The 23750-nt window shown below is 70.2% G+C and carries 23 protein-coding genes and 1 riboswitch; of the genes, 7 read left to right on the forward strand and 16 right to left on the reverse strand.

The window, feature by feature from the left end; translation table 11 throughout:
* Positions 1-108: 108 nt before the first annotated feature.
* Genes IR155_RS07195 through IR155_RS07210 form a run of 4 tightly spaced genes read left to right on the forward strand, consistent with a single transcriptional unit; the run spans position 109 to position 3621 of the window.
* Positions 109-864, forward strand: a complete 756-nt coding sequence (locus tag IR155_RS07195; protein ID WP_135114169.1) for a PIG-L deacetylase family protein — start codon at positions 109-111, stop codon at positions 862-864.
* A 10-nt stretch (positions 865-874) separates the two neighbouring features.
* The gene (locus IR155_RS07200) at positions 875-1579 is read left to right on the forward strand and encodes a 4-carboxy-4-hydroxy-2-oxoadipate aldolase/oxaloacetate decarboxylase (protein WP_135114170.1); all 705 of its coding nucleotides are present in this window, start codon (positions 875-877) and stop codon (positions 1577-1579) included.
* Complete coding sequence (locus IR155_RS07205; protein WP_135114171.1) at positions 1569-2645, forward strand: 4-oxalomesaconate tautomerase; 1077 nt, start codon at positions 1569-1571, stop codon at positions 2643-2645. The genes IR155_RS07200 and IR155_RS07205 overlap by 11 nt, the downstream gene beginning before the upstream one ends.
* A gap of 25 nt (positions 2646-2670) precedes the next feature.
* Entirely contained in the window at positions 2671-3621 is a 951-nt protein-coding gene (locus IR155_RS07210) for a VOC family protein (protein WP_135114172.1), read from the forward strand.
* Between the two features lie 233 nt (positions 3622-3854).
* On the opposite strand, the gene IR155_RS07215 is transcribed toward IR155_RS07210, so the two are convergent.
* A complete protein-coding gene (locus tag IR155_RS07215; RefSeq protein ID WP_135114173.1) occupies positions 3855-4208 on the reverse strand; it encodes a Fe-S protein in 354 nt (117 codons plus the stop codon).
* Positions 4209-4255: 47 nt separating this feature from the next.
* Here IR155_RS07215 and IR155_RS07220 point away from each other — a divergent pair, with 47 nt between their 5' ends.
* Positions 4256-5656 (forward strand): dihydrolipoyl dehydrogenase family protein, encoded by a 1401-nt coding sequence (locus tag IR155_RS07220; RefSeq protein ID WP_135114174.1) that lies wholly within the window; start codon positions 4256-4258, stop codon positions 5654-5656.
* A 60-nt stretch (positions 5657-5716) separates the two neighbouring features.
* On the opposite strand, the gene IR155_RS07225 is transcribed toward IR155_RS07220, so the two are convergent.
* From IR155_RS07225 to sdhC, 15 genes are all read right to left on the reverse strand, one after another.
* Entirely contained in the window at positions 5717-7123 is a 1407-nt protein-coding gene (locus IR155_RS07225; protein WP_135114175.1) for an MFS transporter, read from the reverse strand.
* Positions 7124-7332: 209 nt separating this feature from the next.
* Entirely contained in the window at positions 7333-7839 is a 507-nt protein-coding gene (gene ribH, locus IR155_RS07230) for a 6,7-dimethyl-8-ribityllumazine synthase (protein WP_135114176.1), read from the reverse strand.
* 34 nt (positions 7840-7873) lie between these two features.
* Positions 7874-9181 carry a GTP cyclohydrolase II gene (gene ribA / locus IR155_RS07235; RefSeq protein ID WP_135114177.1) on the reverse strand — a complete coding sequence of 436 codons (1308 nt, stop codon included), beginning with the start codon at positions 9179-9181 and terminating at the stop codon, positions 7874-7876.
* Positions 9178-9915, reverse strand: coding sequence for a riboflavin synthase (locus tag IR155_RS07240; RefSeq protein ID WP_135114178.1), 738 nt, complete (start codon positions 9913-9915; stop codon positions 9178-9180). The genes ribA and IR155_RS07240 overlap by 4 nt, the downstream gene beginning before the upstream one ends.
* On the reverse strand, positions 9915-11006 hold the full coding sequence (ribD, locus tag IR155_RS07245) for a bifunctional diaminohydroxyphosphoribosylaminopyrimidine deaminase/5-amino-6-(5-phosphoribosylamino)uracil reductase RibD (protein ID WP_135114179.1): 1092 nt from the start codon (positions 11004-11006) through the stop codon (positions 9915-9917). The genes IR155_RS07240 and ribD overlap by 1 nt, the downstream gene beginning before the upstream one ends.
* A 78-nt stretch (positions 11007-11084) precedes the next feature.
* Positions 11085-11238: riboswitch (FMN riboswitch) on the reverse strand.
* A gap of 94 nt (positions 11239-11332) precedes the next feature.
* On the reverse strand, positions 11333-12193 hold the full coding sequence (locus IR155_RS07250; RefSeq protein WP_135114180.1) for an Fpg/Nei family DNA glycosylase: 861 nt from the start codon (positions 12191-12193) through the stop codon (positions 11333-11335).
* An 81-nt stretch (positions 12194-12274) separates the two neighbouring features.
* Positions 12275-13144 (reverse strand): mechanosensitive ion channel family protein, encoded by an 870-nt coding sequence (locus IR155_RS07255; protein ID WP_135114181.1) that lies wholly within the window; start codon positions 13142-13144, stop codon positions 12275-12277.
* Between the two features lie 155 nt (positions 13145-13299).
* Positions 13300-13851: a GNAT family N-acetyltransferase gene (locus tag IR155_RS07260; RefSeq protein ID WP_135114182.1), complete on the reverse strand. Its 552-nt coding sequence runs from the start codon at positions 13849-13851 to the stop codon at positions 13300-13302.
* On the reverse strand, positions 13844-14848 hold the full coding sequence (gene trpS, locus IR155_RS07265) for a tryptophan--tRNA ligase (RefSeq protein ID WP_135114183.1): 1005 nt from the start codon (positions 14846-14848) through the stop codon (positions 13844-13846). The genes IR155_RS07260 and trpS overlap by 8 nt, the downstream gene beginning before the upstream one ends.
* Positions 14849-14875: 27 nt before the next feature.
* Positions 14876-15772: an exodeoxyribonuclease III gene (locus tag IR155_RS07270; protein WP_135114184.1), complete on the reverse strand. Its 897-nt coding sequence runs from the start codon at positions 15770-15772 to the stop codon at positions 14876-14878.
* Between the two features lie 59 nt (positions 15773-15831).
* A complete protein-coding gene (locus IR155_RS07275; RefSeq protein ID WP_135114185.1) occupies positions 15832-17133 on the reverse strand; it encodes an HNH endonuclease signature motif containing protein in 1302 nt (433 codons plus the stop codon).
* A gap of 331 nt (positions 17134-17464) precedes the next feature.
* On the reverse strand, positions 17465-18283 hold the full coding sequence (locus IR155_RS07280) for a succinate dehydrogenase iron-sulfur subunit (protein WP_228066794.1): 819 nt from the start codon (positions 18281-18283) through the stop codon (positions 17465-17467).
* Entirely contained in the window at positions 18283-20109 is a 1827-nt protein-coding gene (gene sdhA / locus IR155_RS07285; RefSeq protein WP_135114186.1) for a succinate dehydrogenase flavoprotein subunit, read from the reverse strand. The genes IR155_RS07280 and sdhA overlap by 1 nt, the downstream gene beginning before the upstream one ends.
* 28 nt (positions 20110-20137) lie before the next feature.
* Positions 20138-20611, reverse strand: coding sequence for a succinate dehydrogenase, hydrophobic membrane anchor protein (gene sdhD / locus IR155_RS07290; RefSeq protein WP_135114187.1), 474 nt, complete (start codon positions 20609-20611; stop codon positions 20138-20140).
* On the reverse strand, positions 20611-21045 hold the full coding sequence (gene sdhC / locus IR155_RS07295; RefSeq protein ID WP_135114188.1) for a succinate dehydrogenase, cytochrome b556 subunit: 435 nt from the start codon (positions 21043-21045) through the stop codon (positions 20611-20613). The genes sdhD and sdhC overlap by 1 nt, the downstream gene beginning before the upstream one ends.
* A gap of 190 nt (positions 21046-21235) precedes the next feature.
* On the opposite strand from sdhC, the gene IR155_RS07300 reads away from it, so the two are divergent.
* Both IR155_RS07300 and IR155_RS07305 read left to right on the forward strand, forming a co-directional pair.
* Positions 21236-22348: a mannose-1-phosphate guanylyltransferase gene (locus tag IR155_RS07300; protein WP_135114189.1), complete on the forward strand. Its 1113-nt coding sequence runs from the start codon at positions 21236-21238 to the stop codon at positions 22346-22348.
* Positions 22349-22531: 183 nt separating this feature from the next.
* Positions 22532-23665: a BMP family lipoprotein gene (locus IR155_RS07305; RefSeq protein ID WP_135114190.1), complete on the forward strand. Its 1134-nt coding sequence runs from the start codon at positions 22532-22534 to the stop codon at positions 23663-23665.
* Positions 23666-23750 lie beyond the last annotated feature (85 nt).

Genomic DNA, 23750 nt, shown 5'->3' on the forward strand with positions numbered 1-23750 from the left:
TCCTCAATCGAGCGTCATTGCATCGTCGCCAGAATTGTAGACATAATGGTGGCCACTGCAACAGGGGCCGCCCACCGCCGGACGAGCCCATGACGAACGGATGACCTCATGGCGCAGACCCCGCCGTCGCTCCTCGTGGTGAGCGCGCACGCCGGAGACTTCGTGTGGCGCGCCGGCGGTGCCATCGCCGCCGCCGCTCAGCGCGGCGACAGGGCGACCGTTGTGTGCCTGTCGTACGGGGAGCGCGGCGAGTCTGCGAGCCAGTGGCTTGCCGGCAAGCCGCTGGACGAGATCAAGCAGATCCGGCGCGCGGAGGCTCAGGCCGCGGCCGATGCGCTCGGCGCCGAGATCGAGTTCCTCGACCTCGGCGACTACCCCCTTCTCGAGAGCCCGGAGGCAGTGCAGCGGCTCGTCGACGTGTACCGCCGCGTGCGGCCCACGGTCGTGCTGACGCATCCGCTCGCCGATCCGTACAACGGCGACCACCCGGCCGCCGCGCGCATGGCGCTGCAGGCGCGCGTTCTCGCGCAGGCGATCGGTGTGGCGAACTCGGACGGCTCGTATCCGACGAAGGACGACATCATCGGCGCGCCGCCGGTGTTCTTCTTCGAGCCGCACCAGCCCGAGCAGTCCGACTTCAAGCCCGATCTGCTGCTGGACATCACGGAGGCGTTCCCACGCAAGAAGGCCGCGATGGAGTGCCTGCCGGCCCAGAAGCACATGTGGGAGTACTACACGTCGCTCGCCGTGCGCCGCGGGGTGCAGCTCACGCGCAACGCGGGCCCCAACCTCGGCCTGCCCCACGAGACGATGGGCGAGGCGTACATGCGGTACTACCCGCAGGTCACCTCCGTCCTTGAATGAGGGAGACCGGATGAGCGAGCTCGGCATCGTCGTGACCGACATCGCGCGCGCGGACGGCGCGACGGTCGACGCCCTGGCGGCCCACGGCGTCGCGACCGTGCACGAGGCGATGGGACGCCGGGGCCTCGCCGGGCCGTCGATCCGGCCGGTCCAGCAGGGCGCGCGCGTGGCGGGAACGGCCGTGACGGTGCTGAGCTGGCCCGGCGACAACCTCATGATCCACGCCGCGATCGAGCAGTGCGAGGCCGGCGACATCCTGGTGGTAGCGACGACCTCGCCCTCGACGGATGGGGCGTTCGGCGACCTGTTCGCCACGGCGCTGAAGGCCCGCGGTGTGCGGGGCCTCGTCACCGCGACCGGCGTACGGGACACACAGGACCTGCGGGAGATGGGCTTCCCCGTCTGGTCGAACGGCGTTCACGCGCAGGGAACCGTCAAGGCGACAGCCGGATCCGTCAACGTCCCGGTCATCATCGACGGAATGCTCGTGCATCCGGGGGACGTTGTGATCGCGGATGACGACGGGGTCGTGTGCGTGCCGCGGCTCGAAGCGGAGGGCGCGCTCGCCGCGGCCGACGCGCGCGTCGCCAAGGAGGATGCGGATCGCGCGGCGTACGGAAGTGGCGTCGAGCTCAGCCTCGACCGCAAGGGGCTGCGCGCGCTGCTGTCCGACCTCGGCGTCCGATACGTCCGTCAGGACGAGCATGACCGCTGACGGCATCCGCTGCATGCTCATGCGGGGTGGCACCTCGAAGGGCGCCTACTTCCTCGCGTCCGACCTGCCCGCCGACCCTGCGGAGCGCGACGACCTGCTGCTGCGGATCATGGGCTCGCCCGATCCGCGGCAGATCGACGGGCTCGGCGGCGCGCATCCGCTCACCTCCAAGGTCGCGGTCGTCTCGCCGTCGACGGACCCGGACATCGACGTCGACTACCTGTTCCTGCAGGTCGTCGTGGACGAGGCGGTCGTCACCGACCGCCAGAACTGCGGCAACATCCTCGCGGGGATCGGGCCGTTCGCCGTCGAGCGGGGCCTTGTCACCGCCGCGCAGGATCGCACGCGCGTCCGGATCCGGATGGTCAACACGGGCGGAATCGCGACGGCCGAGTTCGCCACGCCCGGCGGCGCCGTCGACTACGACGGCGGTACCGCCATCGACGGCGTGCCCGGCACCGCGGGCGCGATCTCGCTCGACTTCGAGGGAACCGCCGGATCGTCCACGGGCGCCCTGTTCCCGACCGGCGCCACCGCGGACGACGTCGACGGCATCCGCGTGACCTGCGTCGACAACGGAATGCCGAGCGTGCTGATCCGGGCGTCCGATCTCGGGCTCGAGGGGGACGAGGACCCGGAGGCGCTCGAGGCCGACAAAGCCCTCGCGGAGCGGCTCGAGCGGATCCGGCTCGCCGCCGGCGAGCGGATGGGGCTCGGCGACGTGAGCGAGGCGACGGTCCCCAAGATGGTGCTGCTGAGCGCGCCGCGGAGCGGGGGTGCCATCGCGACCCGCAGCTTCCTGCCGCACCGCGTGCACACGTCGATCGGTGTGCTCGGCGCGCTCACGGTCGCCGCGGGCGTCCTCGCCGACGGATCGGTCGGACGCGACCTGGCACGGCTCCCGGCCCCGGGTGATCCGTTCGCGATCGAGCACCCGACCGGGCACTTCGACGTGGACGTCGCCATCGCCGGTCGCGGCGACGGCCTGGTCGTCGAGCGCTCCGCCGCCCTGCGGACGGCGCGAAAGATCATGGACGGCACGGTCTTTCCGCGCCCCCGCACCTGAAACGTCGCTGTCAGAGAGGACCGCAATGACCGACTCCACCGCCTTCGACGTCGCGCATCTCGCGAACGTCGAGCTGTTCACGCCGGACTTCGAGGGGAGCCTGTGGTTCTTCCGCGATCTTCTCGCGATGCGGGTCGTCGCCGAGCACGGCGACTCGGTGTACCTGCGCACCTGGGACGACTACGAGCTCTACACGATCAAGCTCACGCGTCGCGAGGCCGCGGGAGTCGGTCGCACGTCGTTCCGCGCCGCGAGCCAGGAGGCGCTGCTGCGCCGCGTCGCGGCGATCGAGGAGATGGGCCTCGGTGACGGCTGGGTCGACGGCGAGGTCGGCACCGGGCCGACGTTCCGCTTCCACGACCCGGACGGGCACGAGATGGCGATCTACTACGAGACCGAGCGATACGTCGCCTCGGACGAGGACCATCCCGCGCTGAAGAACCAGGCGTCGCGGTTCCCCGGCCGCGGCGTGAACGCCCGCCGCATCGACCACATCAACTACCTCGCGAAGGACGTCGAGGCGAACGGCGAGTTCCTCGCGAAGGCGCTCGGCATGCGCGAGTCGGAGCGGATCCGGCTCGACAACGGCAGGTTCGCGGCGTGGTGGTTCCACTTCTCGCTCAAGTCGTACGACGTCGTGTATTCGGACGACTGGACCAAGCACGGCAACCGCCTTCACCACATCGCGTTCGCGCCCGACACGCGCGAGGACATCCTGAAGGCCGCCGACATCTTCCTCGAGAACGGCATCCACATCGAGTCGGGCCCGCACAAGCACGCGATCAACCAGACGTTCTTCCTGTACGTGTGGGAGCCCGGCGGCAACCGCATCGAGTTCGCCAACGCCGGCGCGCGCCTTCTGCTCGACCCCGACCAGCCGGTCGTCGAATGGTCGGAGGCCGAGCGTCGCAAGGGCCAGGCCTGGGGCATGAAGACCATCGAGACGTTCCACACCCACGGCACGCCGGTTGTGTAGCTAGCGCTGTGGGTCCCTGCGCTGCGGCTGCGGGATCGGGTCCCTCCGGCGCTCGCAGGGGACCCGTCTGGCCGGCTCGCCCGCAGAGCGGACGAGCCGACCAGACACCCTGATGCGCCGTCGGGACCCGATCCCTCCGCCTCCGCTCGCCCGCGGGTGCACGCGGATGTCGCGAGCGACCTGAAGCACTGGTCGTTGAGCGGAGCGAAGCGGAGTCGAAGCCGTACTGCGGGTTACCAGATGACGGCGAGGGCGGCGTTGAAGAGGGTGAGGCCGCCGATCAGCCAGAAGACCCAGGACGGCAGCGGGCGGCCCTTCTTGGCGCGGCCCGTGCTGGCGCCGATCAGGCCGCCGATGACGATCAGCACAACGAGCTTGATGCCGATCTTCACGTAGTTGAGCTCGCCGCCGTCGAGACCCCACGGAGCCGCGAGCGCCAGCCCCGCGACGCCGGCGACGAGCACCCCGAGGTCCATCAGGCGCGTCGCCTGGTAGCGGCGGGCCACCGCCTCGACGACCCACGAGCCGAACAGGATGGCGAATCCGATCAGGTGGATGACGATGACGATGTCGCGCAGGGTTTCCATGCCGCCCACGCTACCGCGTGCGATCCAGGCGGCAGTACGTTCGCCTCATGACGAAGATCGAGACGGATGTCGTTGTCATCGGGGCGGGGCCGGTCGGCGAGAACGTTGCCGACCGTGCCGTGCGGGGCGGGCTCGAGGCGGTGATCGTCGAGGCCGAACTCGTCGGCGGCGAATGCTCCTACTGGGCGTGCATGCCCTCCAAGGCGCTGCTGCGTCCGGGGGCCGCGCTGCGGGCCGCGCAGGCGGTCGAGGGTGTCACCGGCGGAGTCCTCGATCCGGCGGCCGTCCTGAAGCGACGCGACGGGTTCGCGGCGAACTGGAACGACTCCGGCCAGGTGCAGTGGCTCGACTCGGCCGGCATCTCGCTCGTGCGCGGCCGCGGCCGCGTCGCGGGGGAGCGCCGCGTGATTGTCGAGGGCGAGGACGGCGAGACCGAGATCGTCGCGCGCCACGCGGTCGTCATCGCGACCGGCAGCGAGGCCCGCATCCCCGACATCCCCGGCCTGCGCGCGGCGAAGCCGTGGACGAGCCGCGAGGTCACGTCCGCGCAGACCATCCCGCGGCGGCTCGCGGTGCTCGGCGGCGGCGTCGTCGCCGTGGAGGCCGCGACGATGTTCGCCGACCTCGGCAGCCAGGTGACGCTGCTCTCGCGCAGCCCCCTGCTGCGGTCGCTCGAGCCGTTCGCGGGCGAGGCCGTGCGCGATGCGCTGCGCGCCCGCGGCGTCACGGTGCGCGAGGACGCGAGCGCCGCCGAGGTCACGCGACACGACGACGGCTCCGTGCGCATCCTGCTCGATGGCGGCGAGGAGATCCTCGCCGACGAGGTCGCGGTGGCGATGGGCCGCGCGCCGCGCGTTCGCGGCATCGGCGTCGACGACCTGCTCGGCGATCACGGGCTCGACGTGGACGACACCCTCCGCGTCGCCGGGACCGAGTGGCTCTACGCGGTCGGCGACGCGGCAGGGCGCGTGCTGCTCACGCACCAGGGCAAGTACGAGGCCCGCGCGGCCGGCGACGCGATCGCCGCGCGCGCGAAGGGCGAGCCGGTCGACGACGCCCCGTGGGGCCGTCACGTCGCGACGGCCGACCACGCGGCGGTGCCGCAGGTCGTGTTCACCGACCCCGAGGTCGCGTCCGCGGGGCTCACCGCCGCCGAGGCCGAGAAGCGCGGGATGCGCATCCGCGTCGTCGACTACGACCTGTCCCACGTCGCCGGCGCCGGCCTGATCGCCGACGACTACGCCGGACGCGCCCGCGCGGTCGTCGACGAGGATCGCGGCGTGCTCGTGGGTCTCACGCTCGTCGGCCCCGGCGTCGGCGAGCAGATCCACGCGGCGACGATCGCAATCGCGGGCGAGGTGCCGCTCGCTCGCCTGTGGCATGCGGTGCCGTCCTACCCGACCCTCAGCGAGTTCTGGCTGCGCCTGCTGGAGGAGTACGGACTCTGATCCGAACGCGACGAGGCCCCCGGATCGCTCCGGGGGCCTCGTCGTGGATCAGCGCGGGGCTCAGTGCTCCGTGGCGTCGTAGTCGACGTCCTTCGTCTCGCGCGACAGGATCAGCGACACGAGCGTCAGGACACCCGCCGCGGAGAGGTACAGACCGACGAGCCACGGGTTGCCGCCGCCCCACGCCCACAGCACGACGGCAACGAGCGGCGCGAGCGCGGCGCCGAGGATCGACGACACGTTGTAGGCGACGGCCGATCCGGTGTAGCGCACGTGGGTCGGGAACAGCTCGGGAAGCAGCGCTCCCATCGGGCCGAAGGTCGAGCCCATCAGCGCGAAGCCGAGGATCAGGAAGATCACCATCAGGGTGCCGGTCGCGGCGCCCTGCGGCTGCAGGAACAGGGGGAACAGCGTGCCGAAGACGATGATGCCGATGGTGACGCCGATCAGCAGCTTGCGGCGGCCCACCCGGTCGGCGATCGGACCGGCGAGGATCGTGAAGATGCCGAAGAACACCACTCCCACGATCTGCATCAGCACGAACTCGACGTACGTGAAGCCGAGGCCGGGAACCCACGGGCCGGAGGCGGCGGCGTCGTAGCCCTCGGGCGCGACCGGCGCCTTCGTGCCGTACGAGAGCATGAAGCTCGTCAGCAGGTAGAACAGCACGTAGGTCGCGAGCATGATGAACGTGCCGAGGATGAGCTGCTTCCAGTAGCGGCGGAATGCCTCGCCCAGGGGGAAGCGCTTGATCGCGCCGGTCGCCTGAGCCTTCTCGAAGCTCGCCGACTCGACGAGCTTGAGGCGCACCCAGAGGCCGATGATGACCATGACGGCCGAGAACAGGAACGGGATGCGCCAGCCCCAGGCGAGGAACGCCTCGGAGGGTGCGCCGTTCTCGCCGGGCATCGAGAAGTTGATGATGAGGAACAGGCCGTTGGCGATGATGAAGCCGATCGGCGCGCCCAGCTGCGGGAACGTGCCGTACAGCGCGCGCTTGCCCGCCGGGGCGTTCTCGGTGGCCACAAGCGCCGCGCCCGACCACTCGCCGCCGAGGGCGAAGCCCTGCGCGAGGCGGAGGATCAGCAGCAGGAAGGCCGCGAACCAGCCGATGTTCTGGAAGGTCGGCAGCACGCCGATCAGGAACGTCGCGATTCCCATCGTGAGCAGCGACGCCACGAGCGTGGCCTTGCGGCCGAACTTGTCGCCGAAGTGGCCGAAGACGACCGCGCCGATGGGGCGGGCGACCATCGCCGCGCCGAACGTCGCGAACGACGCGAGCAGGGCGGTGGTGTCGTTCCCGGTGGGGAAAAACAGGGCCGGGAAAACGAGCACGGCCGCGGTGGCGTACGCGTAGAAGTCGTAGAACTCGATGGTGGTGCCGATGAGGCTCGCCGTGATCACGCGCGAGCGTGAGTTGGCGGGCTGAGCGGCAGCGCTCGTGGGGCGCTGAACAGCGTTGGTCATGTGATGCCTGTCTGGGGAACAACAAAAGGGGGACTCATGCCGGCGTGGCCGGCATGGCAGGTTGCAAGTCTATTCGCCGAGAATGACGACAATTGCGCAGTTGCGCTCTTCGCTGTTCCGCTCGCCTGCGCATCTCGCAATCTGATGACAGACGACAACGGGGACCCGGCGTAATGCCGAGTCCCCGTTGTCGGGCGGATCCGATCCGATCAGGCCTCGTCGTCGATGTCGTCCGCGAGGCGCAGCGTGCGGAGCTCCTTGAGGACCAGCGCCGTGCGCATCGCGGCGTCCGCGGCCTCGGCGCCCTTGTCCTCCTTGGAGCCCTCGAGGCCGGCGCGATCAAGGCCCTGCTGCTCGTCGTCGAGTGTGAGCACGCCGAACCCGACCGGCTTGCCGGTGTCGAGGGCGACCCGCGTGAGGCCGTCCGTCGCGGCCGAGGACACGAAGTCGAAGTGGGGCGTGCCGCCCCGGATCACGACGCCGAGCGCCACGACCGCGTCCGCGCCCGCATCGAGCGCCGCCCTCGAGACCACGGGGAGCTCGAACGATCCCGGCACCCGCACGAGGTGATGCGTCGCGCCGGCCGCGTCGAGCGCGCGCTGCGCGCCGGCGATGAGGCCGTTCGTGATCTGCTCGTGCCACGTTCCCGCGACGATCACGACATCCAGTCCCGATCCGTCGACGGTCGCCTTCTCCGGCGATCCTGTTCCACTCATCTGCTGTTCCCCCTCTTGTCGGCGCCGATCCCCATCAGCGCTGCCCGCCGTCGGTCATGCGGGCGATCGCGTCGGCGAGCTGTTCCTCGCCGATGATGTGACCCATCCGGTCGCGCTTCGTCTCCAGGTACTGGTGGTTGTTCGGGCCGACGCCCACGATCAGCGGAACCTGCTCGACCACGTCGAGCCCGAAACCACGCAGCTGAGCCACCTTATCCGTGTTGTTCGTGAGCAGGCGGATCTTGTCGATCCCGAGGTCGGCGAGGATTCCCGCAGCCGCCGCGTAGTCACGCGCGTCGGCGGGGAGCCCGAGCGCCGTGTTGGCGTCGACGGTGTCGAGGCCGCGCTCCTGCAGCGCGTAGGCGCGCAGCTTGTTGATGAGGCCGATGCCGCGCCCCTCGTGACCGCGCATGTAGATGACGACGCCGCCGTCCTGCTCGATCGCGTCGAGCGCCGCCTCGAGCTGCGGGCCGCACTCGCACTTGAGCGACCCGAAGGCCTCGCCCGTCAGGCACTCCGAGTGGACGCGCACGAGCGGGGCCTCGGCCGAGAGGTCGCCCGAGACGACGGCGATGTGGTCGGTGCCGGTCTGCCGGTCCTTGTACGCCAGGAAGCGGAAGGTCCCGTGCGCCGTCGGCACGGTCGCATCGGCCCGAAGGCTCACCTGGCGTCGCGCCACCGGGTGGTCGCCGTCGCGGGGCTCCTTCTCATCCAGGTAGGCGATGAGCTGCTCGATCGTGATGACCGGGATCCCCTCGCGGCGTCCCAGCTCGACGAGCCCCGGCATCCGCATCATGCTGCCGTCCTCGGCGACGAGCTCGCCGATCACGCCGACCGGCGCGAGACCCGCGAGTCGCATCAGCTCGACCGATGCCTCGGTGTGGCCGGCGCGATCGCGCACGCCTCCGGGAACCGCGCGCAGCGGCAGGACGTGGCCCGGACGGATCAGGTCGGTGGCGGTCGACGACGGGTCGGCGAGCACGTTGAGGGTGCGCGCGCGGTCTGCCGCGCTGATGCCCGTCGTCACGCCCACGGCGGCGTCCACGCTCACGGTGTAGGCGGTGGAGCGGGCGTCCTCGTTGTGCTCGACCATCGGCGGCAGATCGAGGCGGTCCGCATACTCCTGGGGCATGGGTGCGCAGAGGAAGCCGGATGACCAGCGCACGGCCCACGCGACCCACTCGGGCGAGGCGAGCTCGGCGGACAGCACGACGTCGCCCTCGTTCTCGCGGTCTTCGTCGTCGGCGACGATCACCGGACGTCCCGCGCGGAGCGCATCCAGTGCCTCGTCGATCGAGGCGAGCGAGCTCGTGCTCACCGTGTCGTCGGTGTTCAGGCTCATCGGGAGCCTCCTTCTGTGCGGCTGCCCACGGCCGGAGCCGGGGCGAGTGTCGGGTCGAGGATCGAATAGTCGGCGGCGGGGACCTCGGTGGTCGCGAACGACCACGGGCGCGGGTCCTCGGGCGCGCTCGCACCGAAGGCGAGCAGGCGCTGGACGTGGCGGGCGAGGATGTCGGTCTCGAGGTTGACGCGGTCTCCGGCGAGGCGCTCGCCGAGCGTCGTCGCCGTGAGCGTCTCGGGGATGAGCGAGACCTCGAACCACGGGTCGGCGACGCCGGCCGCGCTGACGGCGCTGACCGTGAGCGAGACGCCGTCGACGGCGATCGAGCCCTTGTCGACCACGAGCGGGGCGAGGTGCCCCGGCAGCCCGATCCGCACGACGCGCCACTGCGCGCCGGGACGCACCTCGCGGACCACGCCGGTGCCGTCGATGTGGCCCTGCACGATGTGCCCACCGAGGCGGCCTCCCGCGGCGGTCGCGCGCTCGAGGTTCACCGGCGTCCCCTCCCGCGCGGCATCGAGCGTCGACATGTCGAGCGTCTGGCGCATGACGTCGGCGGTGAAGCCGTCGGCGGTCCAGTCGACGACCGTCAGACAGACACCGCTCACGGCGATCGAGTCGCCGTGCTGCACGCCCTCGACCGAACGCGGCGCGTGAAGCGTGAGGCGCACGCCGTCGCCGGAGGGCTCGATGGCCGTGATGCGGCCGATCTCCTCGATGATCCCGGTGAACATCAGGCGGCTCCTTCTGTCGGTGCTGTTGCGGGCGGGTGCTGCTCCGCGACGGGGTGTTCTCTCGTGTTGTGCTCGGCGGAGTCGCGGAGCTCCGCGACGTAGAGGATGTCGTCGCCCAGGGCGACGGTCTCGGTCACCCGCAGCCGCAGGGCGCGGTCGATCGACGGAACGCCCACATCGGCGAGCGCGACGCGGGGGCCGCCGAGGATGACGGGGGCGACGTAGGCGAGGACGCGGTCGGCGAGGCCTGCGGCGATGAAGGCGCTGGCGAGCGTCGGTCCGCCCTCGACGAACACACGGTGAAGGCCCTGGTCCCACAGATCGGCGAGCACGAAGTCGAGGTCGTGGGTGTCGTAGAACAGGGGCTCCCGCGGGTGCGAGCGCACGGTCGCCTCGGCCGGCGTCTCGCGCGCGCCGATCACCACGGGCACTGGCTGCTCGGGATGCAGCGCGTCGCCGTCGCGGGCGGTGAGCGCCGGATCGTCGGCGAGCACCGTGCCGGTGCCGACGACGATCGCGTCCGCCTGGGACCGACGGGCGTGGACGTCGGCGCGCGCCTGCGGCCCCGTGATCCACTGGCTGGAGCCGTCCGCGGCGGCGGCGCGGCCGTCGAGGCTCTGCGCCCACTTCACCGTCACGTGCGGACGGCCGAGGCGGGTGGCGGTGAGCCACGGGCCGATCAGGTCGGCCGCCTCGTCGCGCAGCACGCCCGCCTCGACGTCGACGCCGTGGGCGCGAAGGCGCTCGGCACCCCCGCCCGAGACCTCACCCGGGTCGTCGAGCGCGTACACGACCCGCGCGACACCCGCGCGGATCAGCGCTTCGGCGCAGGGGCCCGTCCGGCCGGTGTGGTTGCACGGCTCGAGCGTGACGACCGCGGTCGCGCCTTGGGCGCCGCCCTCGGGAAGCCGGCTCAGCGCATCGACCTCGGCGTGCGCCGTGCCGGCGCCGCGGTGCCAGCCCTCGGCGAGGATCTCGCCCTCGGGGGAGAGGATGACGGCGCCGACCTGGGGATTGCGGCTGCGGGGCCCGCGCTGCGCGAGCTCGAGGGCGCGGCTCATCGCGCGCTCCTCCACGGGGCTGTGCGCCATCCGACCCTCCTCGATGAAACCCGGGGTCGAACATCGCCGATGCTCGGGAGATCGCGCGGTCGGCTGACCGCGACAGACCTCCGTGCTGCCTCCCATCCGGACTCGTGCGATTGTCGTCGCACATCACCGTCGGTCCCGGAATTCCACCGGATCAGCGTGGCGCCCGTGGGGGCGCTTCGGCTCGCGGACTGTCACCGCCGGTTCGGATTCTCACCGACCCCGGAGCACGTGTTGCTGCACTCAGGTTATCCGAACGCATACAGATCGGATCCATTCCCGTCATCCGATGACGCGTGCGGATCCGCCGTCCTCGGCTTGCGCGGCCGTCACTTCAGCAGGCGAGACAGTCTTCTGTCCGCGAGCACCTTGCCGCCCGTCTGGCACGTCGGGCAGTACTCGAAGCTGCGGTCGGCGAGGAACACGCTGCGCACCGTGTCCCCGCACACGGGGCAGGCCTCGCCGGCCCGCGCGTGCACGCTCATCCCGCGGCGCTTTGCGTCCTTCAGTTCGGCCGGCGGACGACCGCGGGCGGCGGCGACCGCCTCGGTCAGCGTCTCGCGCATCGCGGTGTAGAGCCGGTCGACGTCTTCGGGGGCGAGATTCGCCGCCAGGGCGTACGGCGACATCCGCGCGGCGTGCAGGATCTCGTCGGAGTACGCGTTGCCGATGCCGGCGACCGTCTGCTGATCGCGCAGCACGCCCTTGATCTGCGTGCGGCGCCCGGCGAGCAGGCCGGCGAGGGTGTCGCGGGTGAAGGCGTCGTCCAACGGGTCGGGGCCGAGCCGCGCGACGCCCGGCACCTCGGCGGGGTCGCGGACGACATACACCGCGAGCGACTTCTTCGTGCCCGCCTCGGTGAGGTCGAAGCCGGAACCGTCGGCGAATCCGATGCGCAGCGCGATCGGCGAGCGGCCGGGCTTGATCACCGTTGCGGGCAGTGCGTCGTGCCACCGCAGCCACCCTGCCTTGGCAAGGTGGAAGACGAGGTGGAGGTCGCCGGCAGCGACGTCGACGAACTTGCCGTGCCGCTCGACTCCGCTCACCGCGCTGCCGACGAGCGCGTCGAGCCGCGGATCGAACGTCTTCAGCGCGGCGATCTGCGCGAGCCGCGCCGAGGCGATCTCGAGACCGCCGATCCTGGCGCGCAGGAACTCGACGAGACCCTCGACCTCGGGCATCTCCGGCATGCGGACCATCCTGCCTCGCCGTGGGTCGCGCGCACAACGCGGCCCGCACCGAGACCGGTGCGGGCCGCGTCGCGGAGCGCGTCAGGCCGGCGGTGTCTCGCCCGGGCGCGTGAGCGGCGGCGTCGGCGGCACAGGCGGGACCGGGGGAACGTCGTGCGCGGCCGGGTTCGGGCGGGTCGGCGCGGTGGCCGGGTCGCTCGGGGCGCCGGCCGGCGGGGCGCCAGTCGTCGGGGTGGCAGCACCCGGGGTGGTGGCCCGGGTGGCAGCCGCCGGGGCCGGGGCCTTCGCCGCCTCATGCGAGAGCGCGCCGAGCCAGCCCTCCCAGCGGGACTGCATCGGCTTGATGAGCCCACCGCCGACACCCACGACGACAACGCCGACGATGGCGGCGAGCACGGCGATGAGGATGGGCATCGTGACGGTGACGGCGACGCCGATCTGGTTCAGCGCGGCGATGACCCCGAGCGCGATGATCGCGATCACAACGATCCGCGTCAGAAGCGGCCCGAACGAGAACCTCGACAGGACCGGACGCAGCAGATCGCCGACGACGTTCGCGATCGCCGAGACGACGATCACGATGACGACCGCGACGAGGGCGCTCGGGATGAACGCCACGATGTCGTTCACGATCTGAGAGACGGGGTTGTCCTGGCCGAACGCGCCGAGTGCCAGCTGCAGCGTGATGAGCAGGATGAAGTAGTAGATCAGCTTCAGCAGCAGATCGATCGCGCTGATGCCCGTCGGGGCGAGCAGTTTCGTCAGGCCCGACCTGTCGAGCACGCGCTGGAACCCGATCTTGTTCAGCAGGAACGTGAGCGCCTTGACGACGCCCTTCGCGATCAGCCATCCGATCAGCAGGATGACCAGGAACACGATGAGCTGCAGCACGAACGCGCCGACTCCGGCGAGCGTCGCACCGAGCCCGGCTCCGATACCAGGCAGATCCATGATCAGTACCTCCCCTGAGGTGCACGCCCGGCGACACCTGCGCCGGGTCGTGCATCCCGGCCTACCGAGCCCGCGGAAGCGGGTCAAGGGGGCATACGTGAACGCCCAGGCGGGGGTATCGTGCCGATCGGGGCGCGGAATGCCCTGGCTGCGGGTCAGATCGGCCAGGCCTGGCGCGTGCGGGGATCGGTGGAGAGGAGCCCCGCGATCCAGCCGTCGACACGCGGGCCGTGCCCGGCGAGGCCGCGACGGCGGATGCCCTCGAGCCGGAAGCCGAGGTCCTGCGCCACCCGCGCCGACGCCGTGTTCCCGACGACCGCGTGCCACTCGAGGCGCTCGAGCCGCAGCGGTCCGAACGCGAAGTCGACGACGGTGCGCGCGGCCTCGCCCATGTAGCCGCGACCGCGGCCCTGCGGTGCCAGCCAGTACCCGAGCTCGGCGGCGCCGTCCTTGATCCGGTGCAGCCCGATCATCCCCGCGAGCCCCGAGGCGTCGCGGATCGCCCACACCAGCTCGGATCCGACGTCCCACCAGTGGGCCGCGAGCGCGACGAACTTCTCGGCGTCATCGCGCGCGTATGGCGAGGGGACCGTCGTGTACTGCTGGATCAGCGGATCCTGGCAGGCGTCGAAGATCGCGTCGACATCCGCGTCGACGGGGCGCGAGAGGGTGAGGCGGGCGGTCCGGAGGACGACCGGCTCACCCACGACGGAGAAGACCCACGCGCTCGTAGACGGTGGCGAGGGTCGCGTCGGCGACCTCGGCCGCGCGGTCGGCGTTCGCGGCGAGGACGCGGTCGAGCTCGGCCGGGTCGTCGAGCAGCTCGAGCGCGCGGGCGCGCACCGGCTCGAACTCGGCCACGACGACGTCGCGCAGGCCCTTCTTGAAGTCGCCGTAGCCGCGGCCCGCGTACTCGTCCTCGATCTCGGCGACCGGACGGCCCGTCAGCGCCGAGTAGATCGTCAGCAGGTTCGAGACACCCGGCTTCTCGGCGCGGTCGTACCGCACCGTGCCGTCGCTGTCGGTCACGGCGCGCATGATCTTCTTCGCGGTCACGCTCGGTTCGTCAAGCAGCCACAGCACGCCTGCCTGCGACTCGGCCGACTTCGACATCTTCGACGTCGGCTCCTGCAGGTCGTAGATGCGGGCGGTCTCGGCCTGGATCACCGGCTTGGGCACCACAAACGTCTCGCCGAAGCGCCCGTTGAAGCGCTCGGCCAGATCGCGCGTCAGCTCGACGTGCTGCTTCTGGTCGTCGCCCACGGGCACGACGTCCGTCTTGTACAGCAGGATGTCGGCCGCCATCAGGACCGGGTAGGTGAACAGCCCGACGCTGGTGGCGTCGGCGCCGTAGCGCTGCGACTTGTCCTTGAACTGCGTCATCCGCCCGGCCTCGCCGAAGCCCGTGATGGTCGACAGGATCCACGCCAGTTCTGCGTGCGCGCGCACGTGCGACTGCACGTAGAGCGTCGAGCGCGACGGCTCGATGCCCGCCGCGATGTACTGCGCGGCGGTGCGGCGCGTCTTCTCGCGCAGTTCGGCCGGGTCGTTCGGCTGGGTGAGGGCGTGCAGGTCGACGACCGAGAAGAACGCGTCGTACTCGTCCTGCATCTTGCGCCACTGCAGGAGAGCCCCGATGTAGTTGCCGGCCTGGAGGGAGTCGGCGGAGGGCTGCATTCCGGAGTAGAGGCGCTGTTTCGTCACCACTTGATCCTATTTGCTCGCTTCTGCTCAGCCGACCGTGTAGTCGGCGACGACGGGGGAGTGGTCGCTCCACCGGGTGTCGTACGACGGGGCGCGGTCGACGCGGTAGCCCGAGGCGCGGGGAGCCAGGGCCGGAGAGGCAAGGTGGTAGTCGATGCGCCAGCCCGAGTCGTTGTCGAACGCCTTGCCGCGCATCGACCACCACGAGTACGGGCCGTCGACCTCGCCGGCGGCCGCGCGACCGATGTCGACCCAGCCGAGGCCCGTGGCGCCCTCGCTGAAGGCGCGGGTGTCGCTGAGCTCGGCCACCTTGCCGCGCCCGAGGCCCTCCTGGCCGGTGACCGGCTCGCCCTCGGGCGTCAGGAAGCGGTCGAAGTAGGCGCGTTCGCGGGCGAGGAATCCGGCCTTGGCGACGTTTCCCCGCCAGTTCTTGATGTCGAGCGGGCGGTGGCCGACGTTGAGGTCGCCGGTGACGAGCGCGAGCCCGCCATCGGCCGACAGTTCGGGAAGGCGTCGCTCCATCGCGTCGAGGAACGCCCACTTCGGGTCCTGCTTTGCCGGGGTCTCGGCCTCGCCCGTGAAGACGTACGCGCTGACCACCGTCAGTGTCTCGTCGCCGAACTCGAAGTCGGCCTCGATCCAGCGGCCGTTCGACTCGAGCCCGTCGTCGCCGAGCTCGACGCGCGAGATCGAGCACTCCTCGCGGCTCGCGATCGCGACGCCCGCTCGTCCCTTCTGCAGCGAGGCGTCGGCGACGACGCGCCATCCGGGGAGGGCGGCCTCGAGGTGCTCGAGCTCGGCCCGCACCTCCTGCAGCGTGATGATGTCGGGCTGCGCGGCCTCGACCCACGCGGCCATCCCGTTGCGGGCGGCGGCCCGGATCCCGTTGACGTTGACAGAGGCGATGCGAACCGAGCGAGGCATGCTCTCACGGTAACAAGGCCCCCCGACATTCCCTCCGGTGTGGCGAGTCCGAGCCCCGCTCAGAACGGCGCATCCTCCCCGATCCGCAGGTCGGGCATCACGACCTCGGCTTCGGCTTCGAACCGGACGACGGGGGTCGGCTTGTACGCATGCACGCGTCCCAGCGGGCTGATGTACTCGATCAGCCCGTCCGGCCCCTGCCGCATGCCGCACGGGGAGTGGTGCTTCAACCGGTGATGGGCTTCACAGAGGTGGGCGGTGTTGCCGACGGCGGTGGGTCCGCCTTCGGAGTACGGGACGGTGTGGTCGACGTCGCATCTTCGTGCGGGCTGCCGGCAGCCGGGGAACCGGCAGTGCTCATCCCTCGCTGCCAGGAACCTCCGCTGCGCCGCGGTCGGGGTGTACGCGTCGACGGTTTCGAGGGCACCCGTCTGCTTGTTCTGCCACAGCCGCACCCACGTGGGGGCTCGTGCCCCGAGCCGGCGGGCGGTGTCGGGGTGAATGGGCCCGTATCCGGCCAGGAACGCCGCGTCCTCTCCGATCCCGGTGACCGTGTCCACCGGGATCGTCACCTGGACAACCGCGTGGATGGCGTCCAGACCCTCGCCGGCGGTGGGGGTGCCGGTCAGGACGAGGTCGACGATGAGGTCGGCCCGGTGGTGGTCGAGCGTGCGGTCGTCTCCGGCGCAGGCGGCGCGGGCGATGGCTTTGTTCCGCGTGGCCATCTGGGTGAGCCGGTCGTGCATGGCGTAGACGGCGGTGGCGGGGGTGATGATCAGCAACTGCGCCATCCCGTCCTCCAACGGGGAGACCCATACGCCACGGGTGGCCATCGCCTCCTCATGGCGTGCGGCGATCGGGAGCGGGTCGATCCGCTCGGCCACCGCCTTGGCCAGGGCGCGCAGCTGGCCCACGGTCATGACCTCGGCACGGGGCAGGACGATGTGCTCGTATTCGGCGCGGGAGTCATCGTCCAGCCGTTCGCCCGCGGTGACGATGGTGCGCGCGTGGCCTTCACTGATCCGGCCGTCCTGGAGGGCGGCGAACGTGCCGGGGAACTCGGTGACGAGGGTGGTGGCACCGGCCATCCTGCTGCGGATGGTGCCGTCCGGGATCCTCGCGGCGACGCCGAGTTCTGCGGCCATGGAGCGGGTGGCGAAGTCGTAGTCGGATTCGGAGCCGCTGCGGTGGCCCTGGGCGGCGGCGATCTCCGTCAGGCCGACGAGGATCTCTGCCTGGCGGGCGCGCAGCCGCGCGATCTGCGCCTCGGCCTCGACGTACTCATCCACCAGGGCGGACGCGCGGGCGTTCTCCTCGGCCGTGGGGATCCACGGGGCCGGGGCGATCACCTGAGCTGTCATGGGACCAGTCTTGCAGGGGCCACCGACATTCAACGGACTCAAAACCGCAGATCAGGGGTGTGAAATCAGATCGGCTAAAACCGGGGTTGTGGACGAGAGGCACGGGGCGCCGGCGAGGTTCCCAGGGCGTCGACTCGCGAAGATCCGCTCAACGACCAGGTGTTGTGCACAACGAACGACTGCAGCGCCTGTGAGAGCGCGCTCAGCGCGCGAGCGTGCGGGCGCTCGTGCGCCCGCCACCTCACGCCCGCCGATGGAGCGTGAGCGACAGCGTCCGCAGACGCGAGCGGCGCCCGAAGGGTGCCCGAGCGGATGCGGGAGGCGTGAGCGATTAAGACGCGTGCAGCAGCTTGAGCGACTTCTTCTGGCTCTCGGTGCCGCGCATCACTGCCTGCTTCACGTCGGCGATGGCCTTCGTGATCTCGATGCCGCGGGGGCAGGCCTCGGTGCAGTTGAAGGTCGTGCGGCAGCGCCAGACGCCCTCCTTGTCGTTGAGGATCTCGAGGCGCGCGTCGCCCGCGTCGTCGCGCGAGTCGAAGATGAAGCGGTGCGCGTTCACGATCGCGGCGGGGCCGAAGTACTGTCCGTCGGTCCAGAACACGGGGCACGACGAGGTGCACGCGGCGCACAGGATGCACTTCGTGGTGTCGTCGAAGATCGCGCGGTCGGCGACCGTCTGCAGGCGCTCCTTGCCCTTCTCGGGCTTCGACGACGCCTGCAGGAAGGGCTGCACCTCGCGGTAGGCGTCGAAGAACGGGTCCATGTCGACGATCAGGTCCTTCTCGAGCGGCAGGCCCTTGATCGCCTCGACGTAGATCGGCTTCGAGATGTCGAGGTCCTTGATCAGCGTCTTGCAGGCGAGGCGGTTGCGGCCGTTGATGCGCATGGCGTCCGAGCCGCAGATGCCGTGGGCGCACGAGCGGCGGAACGCGAGCGATCCGTCCTGGTCCCACTTGATGCGGTGGAGGGCGTCGAGCACGCGGTCGGTCGAGTACATCTCGACGTCGTAGTCGACCCAGCGCGGCTCGCTGTCCTTCTCCGGGTCGAAGCGCCGGATGATGAAGGTGACGAGGTACGACTGGATCGCCGGGTCCGCGGACTCGGCGGGTGCGGTCTCGGTGGTGTCGGCGACGACGGCGGTGGCGGCCATCAGTACTTCCTCTCCAGCGGCGGGTAGTTCAACTCGCCCTTGTCGTTCTTGGTGAACACGACGGGCTTCCAATCGAGCTTGATGTGGTCCTCGGGGTCGGACGAGTGCGGGTCGCCCGTGAGGTACGCCATCGTGTGCTGCATGAAGTTCTCGTCGTCACGCGTCTGGTAGTCCTCGCGCATGTGGCCGCCGCGGCTCTCGCGGCGGTTGCGCGCGGCGTAGGCGACGATCTCGGCGATGTCGAGCAGGAAGCCCAGCTCGACGGCCTCAAGCAGGTCGGTGTTGTACCGCTTGCCCTTGTCGTCGACGTAGATGTTGCGGTACCGGTCGCGCAGCTCGGCGATCGTGCCGAGCACGTCCGTCAGGCTCTCCTCGGTGCGGAACACCTGCGCCTTGTCGTCCATCTCGTCCTGCAGCTTCTTGCGGATGTCGGCGATGCGCTCGGTGCCCTGCGAGTTGCGGATGCCCTCGATCATCTCGCGGACGCCGGCGGCCGGGTCCTCGGGGAGCGGCACGAAGTCGGCGGTCTTGACGTACTCGACCGCGTTGCGGCCGGAGCGCTTGCCGAAGACGTTGATGTCGAGCAGCGAGTTGGTGCCGAGGCGGTTGGCGCCGTGCACCGAGACGCAGGCGCACTCGCCGGCGGCGTACAGGCCGGGCACGACGGTCTCGTTGTCGGCCAGCACCTCGCCGGCGTTGTTGGTCGGGATGCCGCCCATTGCGTAGTGCGCGGTCGGCATCACGGGCACCGGCTCGACCACGGGGTCGATGCCGAGGTAGGTGCGCGCGAACTCGGTGATGTCGGGGAGCTTCGTCTCGAGCACCTCGGCGCCCAGGTGCGTGCAGTCGAGAAGCACGTAGTCCTTGTTCGGGCCGGCGCCGCGTCCCTCGCGCACCTCCTGCACCATGCAGCGGGCGACGATGTCGCGGGGTGCGAGGTCCTTGATGGTGGGGGCGTAGCGCTCCATGAAGCGCTCACCTGACGCGTTGCGCAGGATGGCGCCCTCGCCTCGGGCGCCCTCCGTGAGCAGGATGCCGAGCCCGGCGAGGCCCGTCGGGTGGAACTGGAAGAACTCCACGTCCTCGAGCGGCAGGCCCTTGCGCCACACGATGCCGACGCCGTCGCCCGTGAGCGTGTGCGCGTTCGAGGTGGTCTTGAAGATCTTGCCGAAGCCGCCGGTCGCGAAGATGACGGCCTTCGAGTGGAAGACGTGGAGCTCACCGGTGGCCAGCTCGTAGGCGACGACGCCGGCGATCTGCGTCTTGCCGTCGGCGTCCTTCACGGTGATCAGGTCGAGCGCGTAGAACTCGTTGAAGAAGTTGATGCCGAGCTTGACGCAGTTCTGGAACAGCGTCTGCAGGATCATGTGGCCGGTGCGGTCCGCGGCGTAGCAGGCGCGGCGCACGGGCGTCTTGCCGTGCTCGGCGGTGTGCCCGCCGAAGCGGCGCTGGTCGATCTTGCCGTCCGGGGTGCGGTTGAACGGAAGGCCCATGTTCTCGAGGTCGATGACGGCCTCGATGGCCTCCTTCGCCAGGATCTCCGCCGCGTCCTGGTCGACGAGGTAGTCGCCGCCCTTGACGGTGTCGAAGGTGTGCCACTCCCAGGAGTCCTCCTCGACGTTCGCGAGCGCCGCGGCCATGCCGCCCTGCGCCGCGCCCGTGTGCGAGCGGGTCGGGTAGAGCTTCGTGATCACCGCGGTCTTCGCGCCGGGGCCCGCCTCGATCGCCGCGCGCATGCCGGCGCCGCCGGCGCCGACGATCACGATGTCGAACTGGTGGTAGTGGACGCCGTCGCGCACGACGGACTCGCTGGTCTGGATCGTCATATTCCTGGATCTCTTCGTCGGACGACGGTTACTGAGCGGCGCACATTTCGGCGAGCATGCTGCCCGCCTCGTGCTGGAACGGGTTGCCCAGGCCGTCGAAGCACGGGTCGAACGAGAAGACGACCCACGTGCCACCGAGCACCATGAAGGCCACGACGATCCAGACGACGGCCACCAGCGTCGTGCGCACCTTCTGGTTGTGCACGTAGTCGTTGATGATCGTGCGCATTCCGTTGCCGCCGTGGATGAGCGCCAGCCAGAGCATGAGCACGTCCCACCACTGCCAGAACGGCGTGGAGAACTTGCCCGTCACGAACGCGAAGTTGAGCGCGTGCACGCCGTTCTCCGGGAGGACGAGGTTCACCATGAGGTGGGTCAGGATGAGCACGACCAGCAGCACGCCGGAGACGCGCATGTAGATCCAGCCCCACTTCTCGAGGTTGACGCCCTTGCGGGGAGCCCGGTGCGGCGCGCGCGGCGCGGCGAGCGTGTCGGCGGTCATCAGTGTCCCCCTCCGATGTGCGAGAACGTGTTGATCAGCTGACGCGGCACGAAGCCGGCCATCAGCACGACCCAGATCGCGATGACTCCCCAGAAGAGCTGGCGCTGGTACATCGCGCCCTTCGCCCAGAAGTCGACGAGGATGATCCGCAGCCCGTTGAAGGCGTGGAACAGGATCGCGCCGACCAGTGCGATCTCGCCGAGGCCCATGATCGGGTTCTTGTACGTGCCGATCACGGCGTCGTACGCCTCGGGGGCCATGCGGATGAGGCCGGTGTCGAGCACGTGCACAAGGAGGAAGAAGAAGATCGCCACACCGGTGATGCGGTGCAGGACCCACGACCACATTCCCTCGCGACCCCGGTAAAGGGTTCCTCGGGGGACTTTCGAAGTGGTCTCCTTGACCGACAATGTCGTGCGCGTAGGAGCGGACACGTCGTTCCTCCCTGTCGTTGCGAGGTCTCTCGCCCGGATGGCACGCGGAGCGTCCGTGGGCCCACCAACTCTACTTCGCCCTCGGCGAACGCCGCGATGAAGGGGAACCTAACTATCTCGACGTCGAGATAAACCGTCGTCCCCGCCGAGGGGACCATGCGGGACGCGCGGAGAAGATAATCTCGCTGTCATGGCTGAGCCGATCGAGGACTTCTACGCAGTGATCCCCGCGGGAGGCGTCGGCTCCCGGCTCTGGCCGCTGTCCCGTGCCGAGGCGCCGAAGTTCCTTCACGACCTCACGGGGTCGGGCGTCTCGCTGCTGCGCAACACGTGGGATCGCCTGCTGCCGCTGACCGGACCGAACCGGATCGCCGTCGTCACCGGCAAGGCGCACGAGCATCGCGTCGAGGACGAGCTGCCCGACATCCCCGAGGGCAACGTCTTCATCGAGTCGTCGCCGCGCGAGTCGGCCGCGGCGATCGGGCTGGCGGCGGCGATCCTGCAGCGACGCGAGCCGGACGTGATCATCGGATCCTTCGCGGCCGACCACCACATCTCCCGCCAGCGCGCGTTCGAGTTCGCGGTGCGCCAGTCGGTGGCGCTGGCGCGGGCCGGCTACATCTCGACCATCGGCATCGCACCGAGCGAGCCGTCCGTCGGATTCGGCTACATCCAGAAGGGCGACGAGATCGACGTCGAGGGCGCCCCGATGGCGGCGATCGTCGAGCAGTTCGTCGAGAAGCCCGACCTCGACACGGCCCGCAAGTACTACGCCGATCGCAACTTCCTCTGGAACGCCGGCATGTTCATATCCCGTGCCGACGTGCTGCTCGCCGAGCTCGCGGCGAACGAGCCGGAGCTGCATGCCGGGCTCCTCGAGATCGCCGAGGCGTGGGACACCGACCGCCGCGCCGAGGTCACCGACCGGATCTGGCCGGGGCTCAAGAAGATCGCGATCGACTACGCCGTCGCCGAGCCCGCGGCCGAGAAGGGCCGCCTCGCCGTTGTGCCCGGCCACTTCGACTGGGACGACGTCGGCGACTTCGCGAGCCTCGCCAAGCTGATCTCCGGCGGGCGTCCGGATCGCATGTCGATCCTCGGCCGGAACGAGATGGTGCTCGCCGACGAGTCGACGGGGCTCGTCGTCTCGCAGACCAACCGTGTCATCGCCGTGGTCGGCGTGCAGGGACTCATCGTCGTCGACACCGAGGACGCGCTGCTCGTCACCACCAGCGAGCACGCGCAGCGTGTGAAGAGCGTGGTCGGCACTCTGCAGTCGCGCGGCGACGACCGCGTGCTCTGAGCCCGCGGCGGACTTCCGCCCTGCGAGGCGGATGGCATCCCTCTGAGACGGGTTTGTAACTATCGCGTTTCAGCGGTGCCCTCCGTGCAATATGCGCGGTTGTCGTTCTGTACCGTGTGCGTATCGCCCCGCACCCTAACGGGGTCGCGCACGCCCCGCTCAACGCCGGGCCGAAGCTCTTTCATGGAGGACAGTGTGATCAGGACCACCCGGAAGGCCGCGCTCGCCGGTCTCGCGATCGTCTCGTCGGCGATCCTTCTCGCCGGCTGCGGCACCGCCCCGGAGGAGGAGCCCGCCGGCAGCGGCTCGGGTGCACCCGAGCCCGCCGACGACTTCATCCCCTGCCTCATCTCGGACGAGGGCGGCTGGAACGACCGCTCGTTCAACCAGTCCGCCAAGGAGGGCATGGACCGCGCCGCCGAGGAGCTGGACATCGAGGCCCAGGAGATGGAGTCGACGACCGCGAACGACTACGCGCCGAACCTCGAGACGCTCGTCTCGAACGGCTGCAGCCTGATCATCTCGGTCGGCTTCAACCTCGCGGCCGCCACGGTCGAGTCGGCCCTCGCCAACCCCGACGTCGAGTACGCGATCATCGACGACTACGCCGACCTCGAGTTCGACGGCGAGACGGACGCGCCGAACATCAAGCCCCTCGTCTTCAACACGGCGGAGGCCGCCTACCTCGGCGGCTACGCCGCGGCGGCCTGGTCGGCGCAGGCCGGCGGCAACAAGGTCGGCACCTTCGGCGGCGGCGAGATCCCCTCGGTGAAGGTCTTCATGGACGGCTTCCAGCTGGGCGTCGAGAAGTACAACGAGGACAAGGGCGCCGAGGTCGGCGTCGTCGGCTGGGACGTCGAGGCGCAGAAGGGCTCGTTCACGGGCGGCTTCGAGGCCAACGACGTCGCTCGCCAGACCGCGCAGGGCATCCTCGACCAGGGTGTCGACGTGATCCTTCCCGTCGGCGGCCCGATCTACACCAGCGCCGCGGCCGCGATCCGCGACGGTGGAGCGGACGTCAAGCTCCTCGGCGTCGACAGCGACCTCGCCGTCAAGGACCCGGAGCTCGCCGACCTGACGCTCGTGTCGATCCTGAAGGCGATCGACCAGGCGGTGTTCGACACCACCGTCGCCGCCGCCGGTGGCGAGTTCGACGTCACGCCGTACGTCGGCACGCTGGAGAACGAGGGCGTCGCGCTCTCGAGCTTCCACGACTTCGAGGCCGAGCTGCCCGAGGGCACGCTCGACGAGATCGCCGCGCTGCAGGAGCAGATCGTCGCCGGCGAGATCACCGTCGAGTCGCCGAACTCCCCGTAATCCGCAGGTGCGACGAGGGCGATCGGGCCGCCACGGTCCGGTCGCCCTCGTGCTGTGCCTGCTTCCGTTTCCCATCCAGACCCGC

The organism is Microbacterium paludicola (assembly GCF_015235415.1).
GTDB classification, from domain to species: domain Bacteria; phylum Actinomycetota; class Actinomycetes; order Actinomycetales; family Microbacteriaceae; genus Microbacterium; species Microbacterium paludicola.

Bases quoted from the DNA above. Each gene is read 5' to 3' on its own strand.
- sdhA (WP_135114186.1), bottom strand. From the start codon at position 20,109: ATGACGATCCAGACCAGCGAGTCCGTCGTGCGCGACGGCGTCCACTAC.
- IR155_RS07225 (WP_135114175.1), bottom strand. From the start codon at position 7,123: ATGACCAACGCTGTTCAGCGCCCCACGAGCGCTGCCGCTCAGCCCGCC.
- IR155_RS07215 (WP_135114173.1), bottom strand. From the start codon at position 4,208: ATGGAAACCCTGCGCGACATCGTCATCGTCATCCACCTGATCGGATTC.
- ribH (WP_135114176.1), bottom strand. From the start codon at position 7,839: ATGAGTGGAACAGGATCGCCGGAGAAGGCGACCGTCGACGGATCGGGA.
- ribD (WP_135114179.1), bottom strand. From the start codon at position 11,006: ATGGCGCACAGCCCCGTGGAGGAGCGCGCGATGAGCCGCGCCCTCGAG.
- IR155_RS07220 (WP_135114174.1), top strand. From the start codon at position 4,256: ATGACGAAGATCGAGACGGATGTCGTTGTCATCGGGGCGGGGCCGGTC.
- ribA (WP_135114177.1), bottom strand. From the start codon at position 9,181: ATGAGCCTGAACACCGACGACACGGTGAGCACGAGCTCGCTCGCCTCG.
- IR155_RS07275 (WP_135114185.1), bottom strand. From the start codon at position 17,133: ATGACAGCTCAGGTGATCGCCCCGGCCCCGTGGATCCCCACGGCCGAG.
- IR155_RS07270 (WP_135114184.1), bottom strand. From the start codon at position 15,772: ATGCCTCGCTCGGTTCGCATCGCCTCTGTCAACGTCAACGGGATCCGG.
- IR155_RS07300 (WP_135114189.1), top strand. From the start codon at position 21,236: ATGGCTGAGCCGATCGAGGACTTCTACGCAGTGATCCCCGCGGGAGGC.
- IR155_RS07200 (WP_135114170.1), top strand. From the start codon at position 875: ATGAGCGAGCTCGGCATCGTCGTGACCGACATCGCGCGCGCGGACGGC.
- IR155_RS07210 (WP_135114172.1), top strand. From the start codon at position 2,671: ATGACCGACTCCACCGCCTTCGACGTCGCGCATCTCGCGAACGTCGAG.
- IR155_RS07305 (WP_135114190.1), top strand. From the start codon at position 22,532: ATGGAGGACAGTGTGATCAGGACCACCCGGAAGGCCGCGCTCGCCGGT.
- IR155_RS07240 (WP_135114178.1), bottom strand. From the start codon at position 9,915: ATGTTCACCGGGATCATCGAGGAGATCGGCCGCATCACGGCCATCGAG.
- IR155_RS07255 (WP_135114181.1), bottom strand. From the start codon at position 13,144: ATGGATCTGCCTGGTATCGGAGCCGGGCTCGGTGCGACGCTCGCCGGA.
- IR155_RS07250 (WP_135114180.1), bottom strand. From the start codon at position 12,193: ATGCCGGAGATGCCCGAGGTCGAGGGTCTCGTCGAGTTCCTGCGCGCC.
- IR155_RS07205 (WP_135114171.1), top strand. From the start codon at position 1,569: ATGACCGCTGACGGCATCCGCTGCATGCTCATGCGGGGTGGCACCTCG.
- sdhD (WP_135114187.1), bottom strand. From the start codon at position 20,611: ATGACCGCCGACACGCTCGCCGCGCCGCGCGCGCCGCACCGGGCTCCC.
- IR155_RS07195 (WP_135114169.1), top strand. From the start codon at position 109: ATGGCGCAGACCCCGCCGTCGCTCCTCGTGGTGAGCGCGCACGCCGGA.
- IR155_RS07280 (WP_228066794.1), bottom strand. From the start codon at position 18,283: ATGGCCGCCACCGCCGTCGTCGCCGACACCACCGAGACCGCACCCGCC.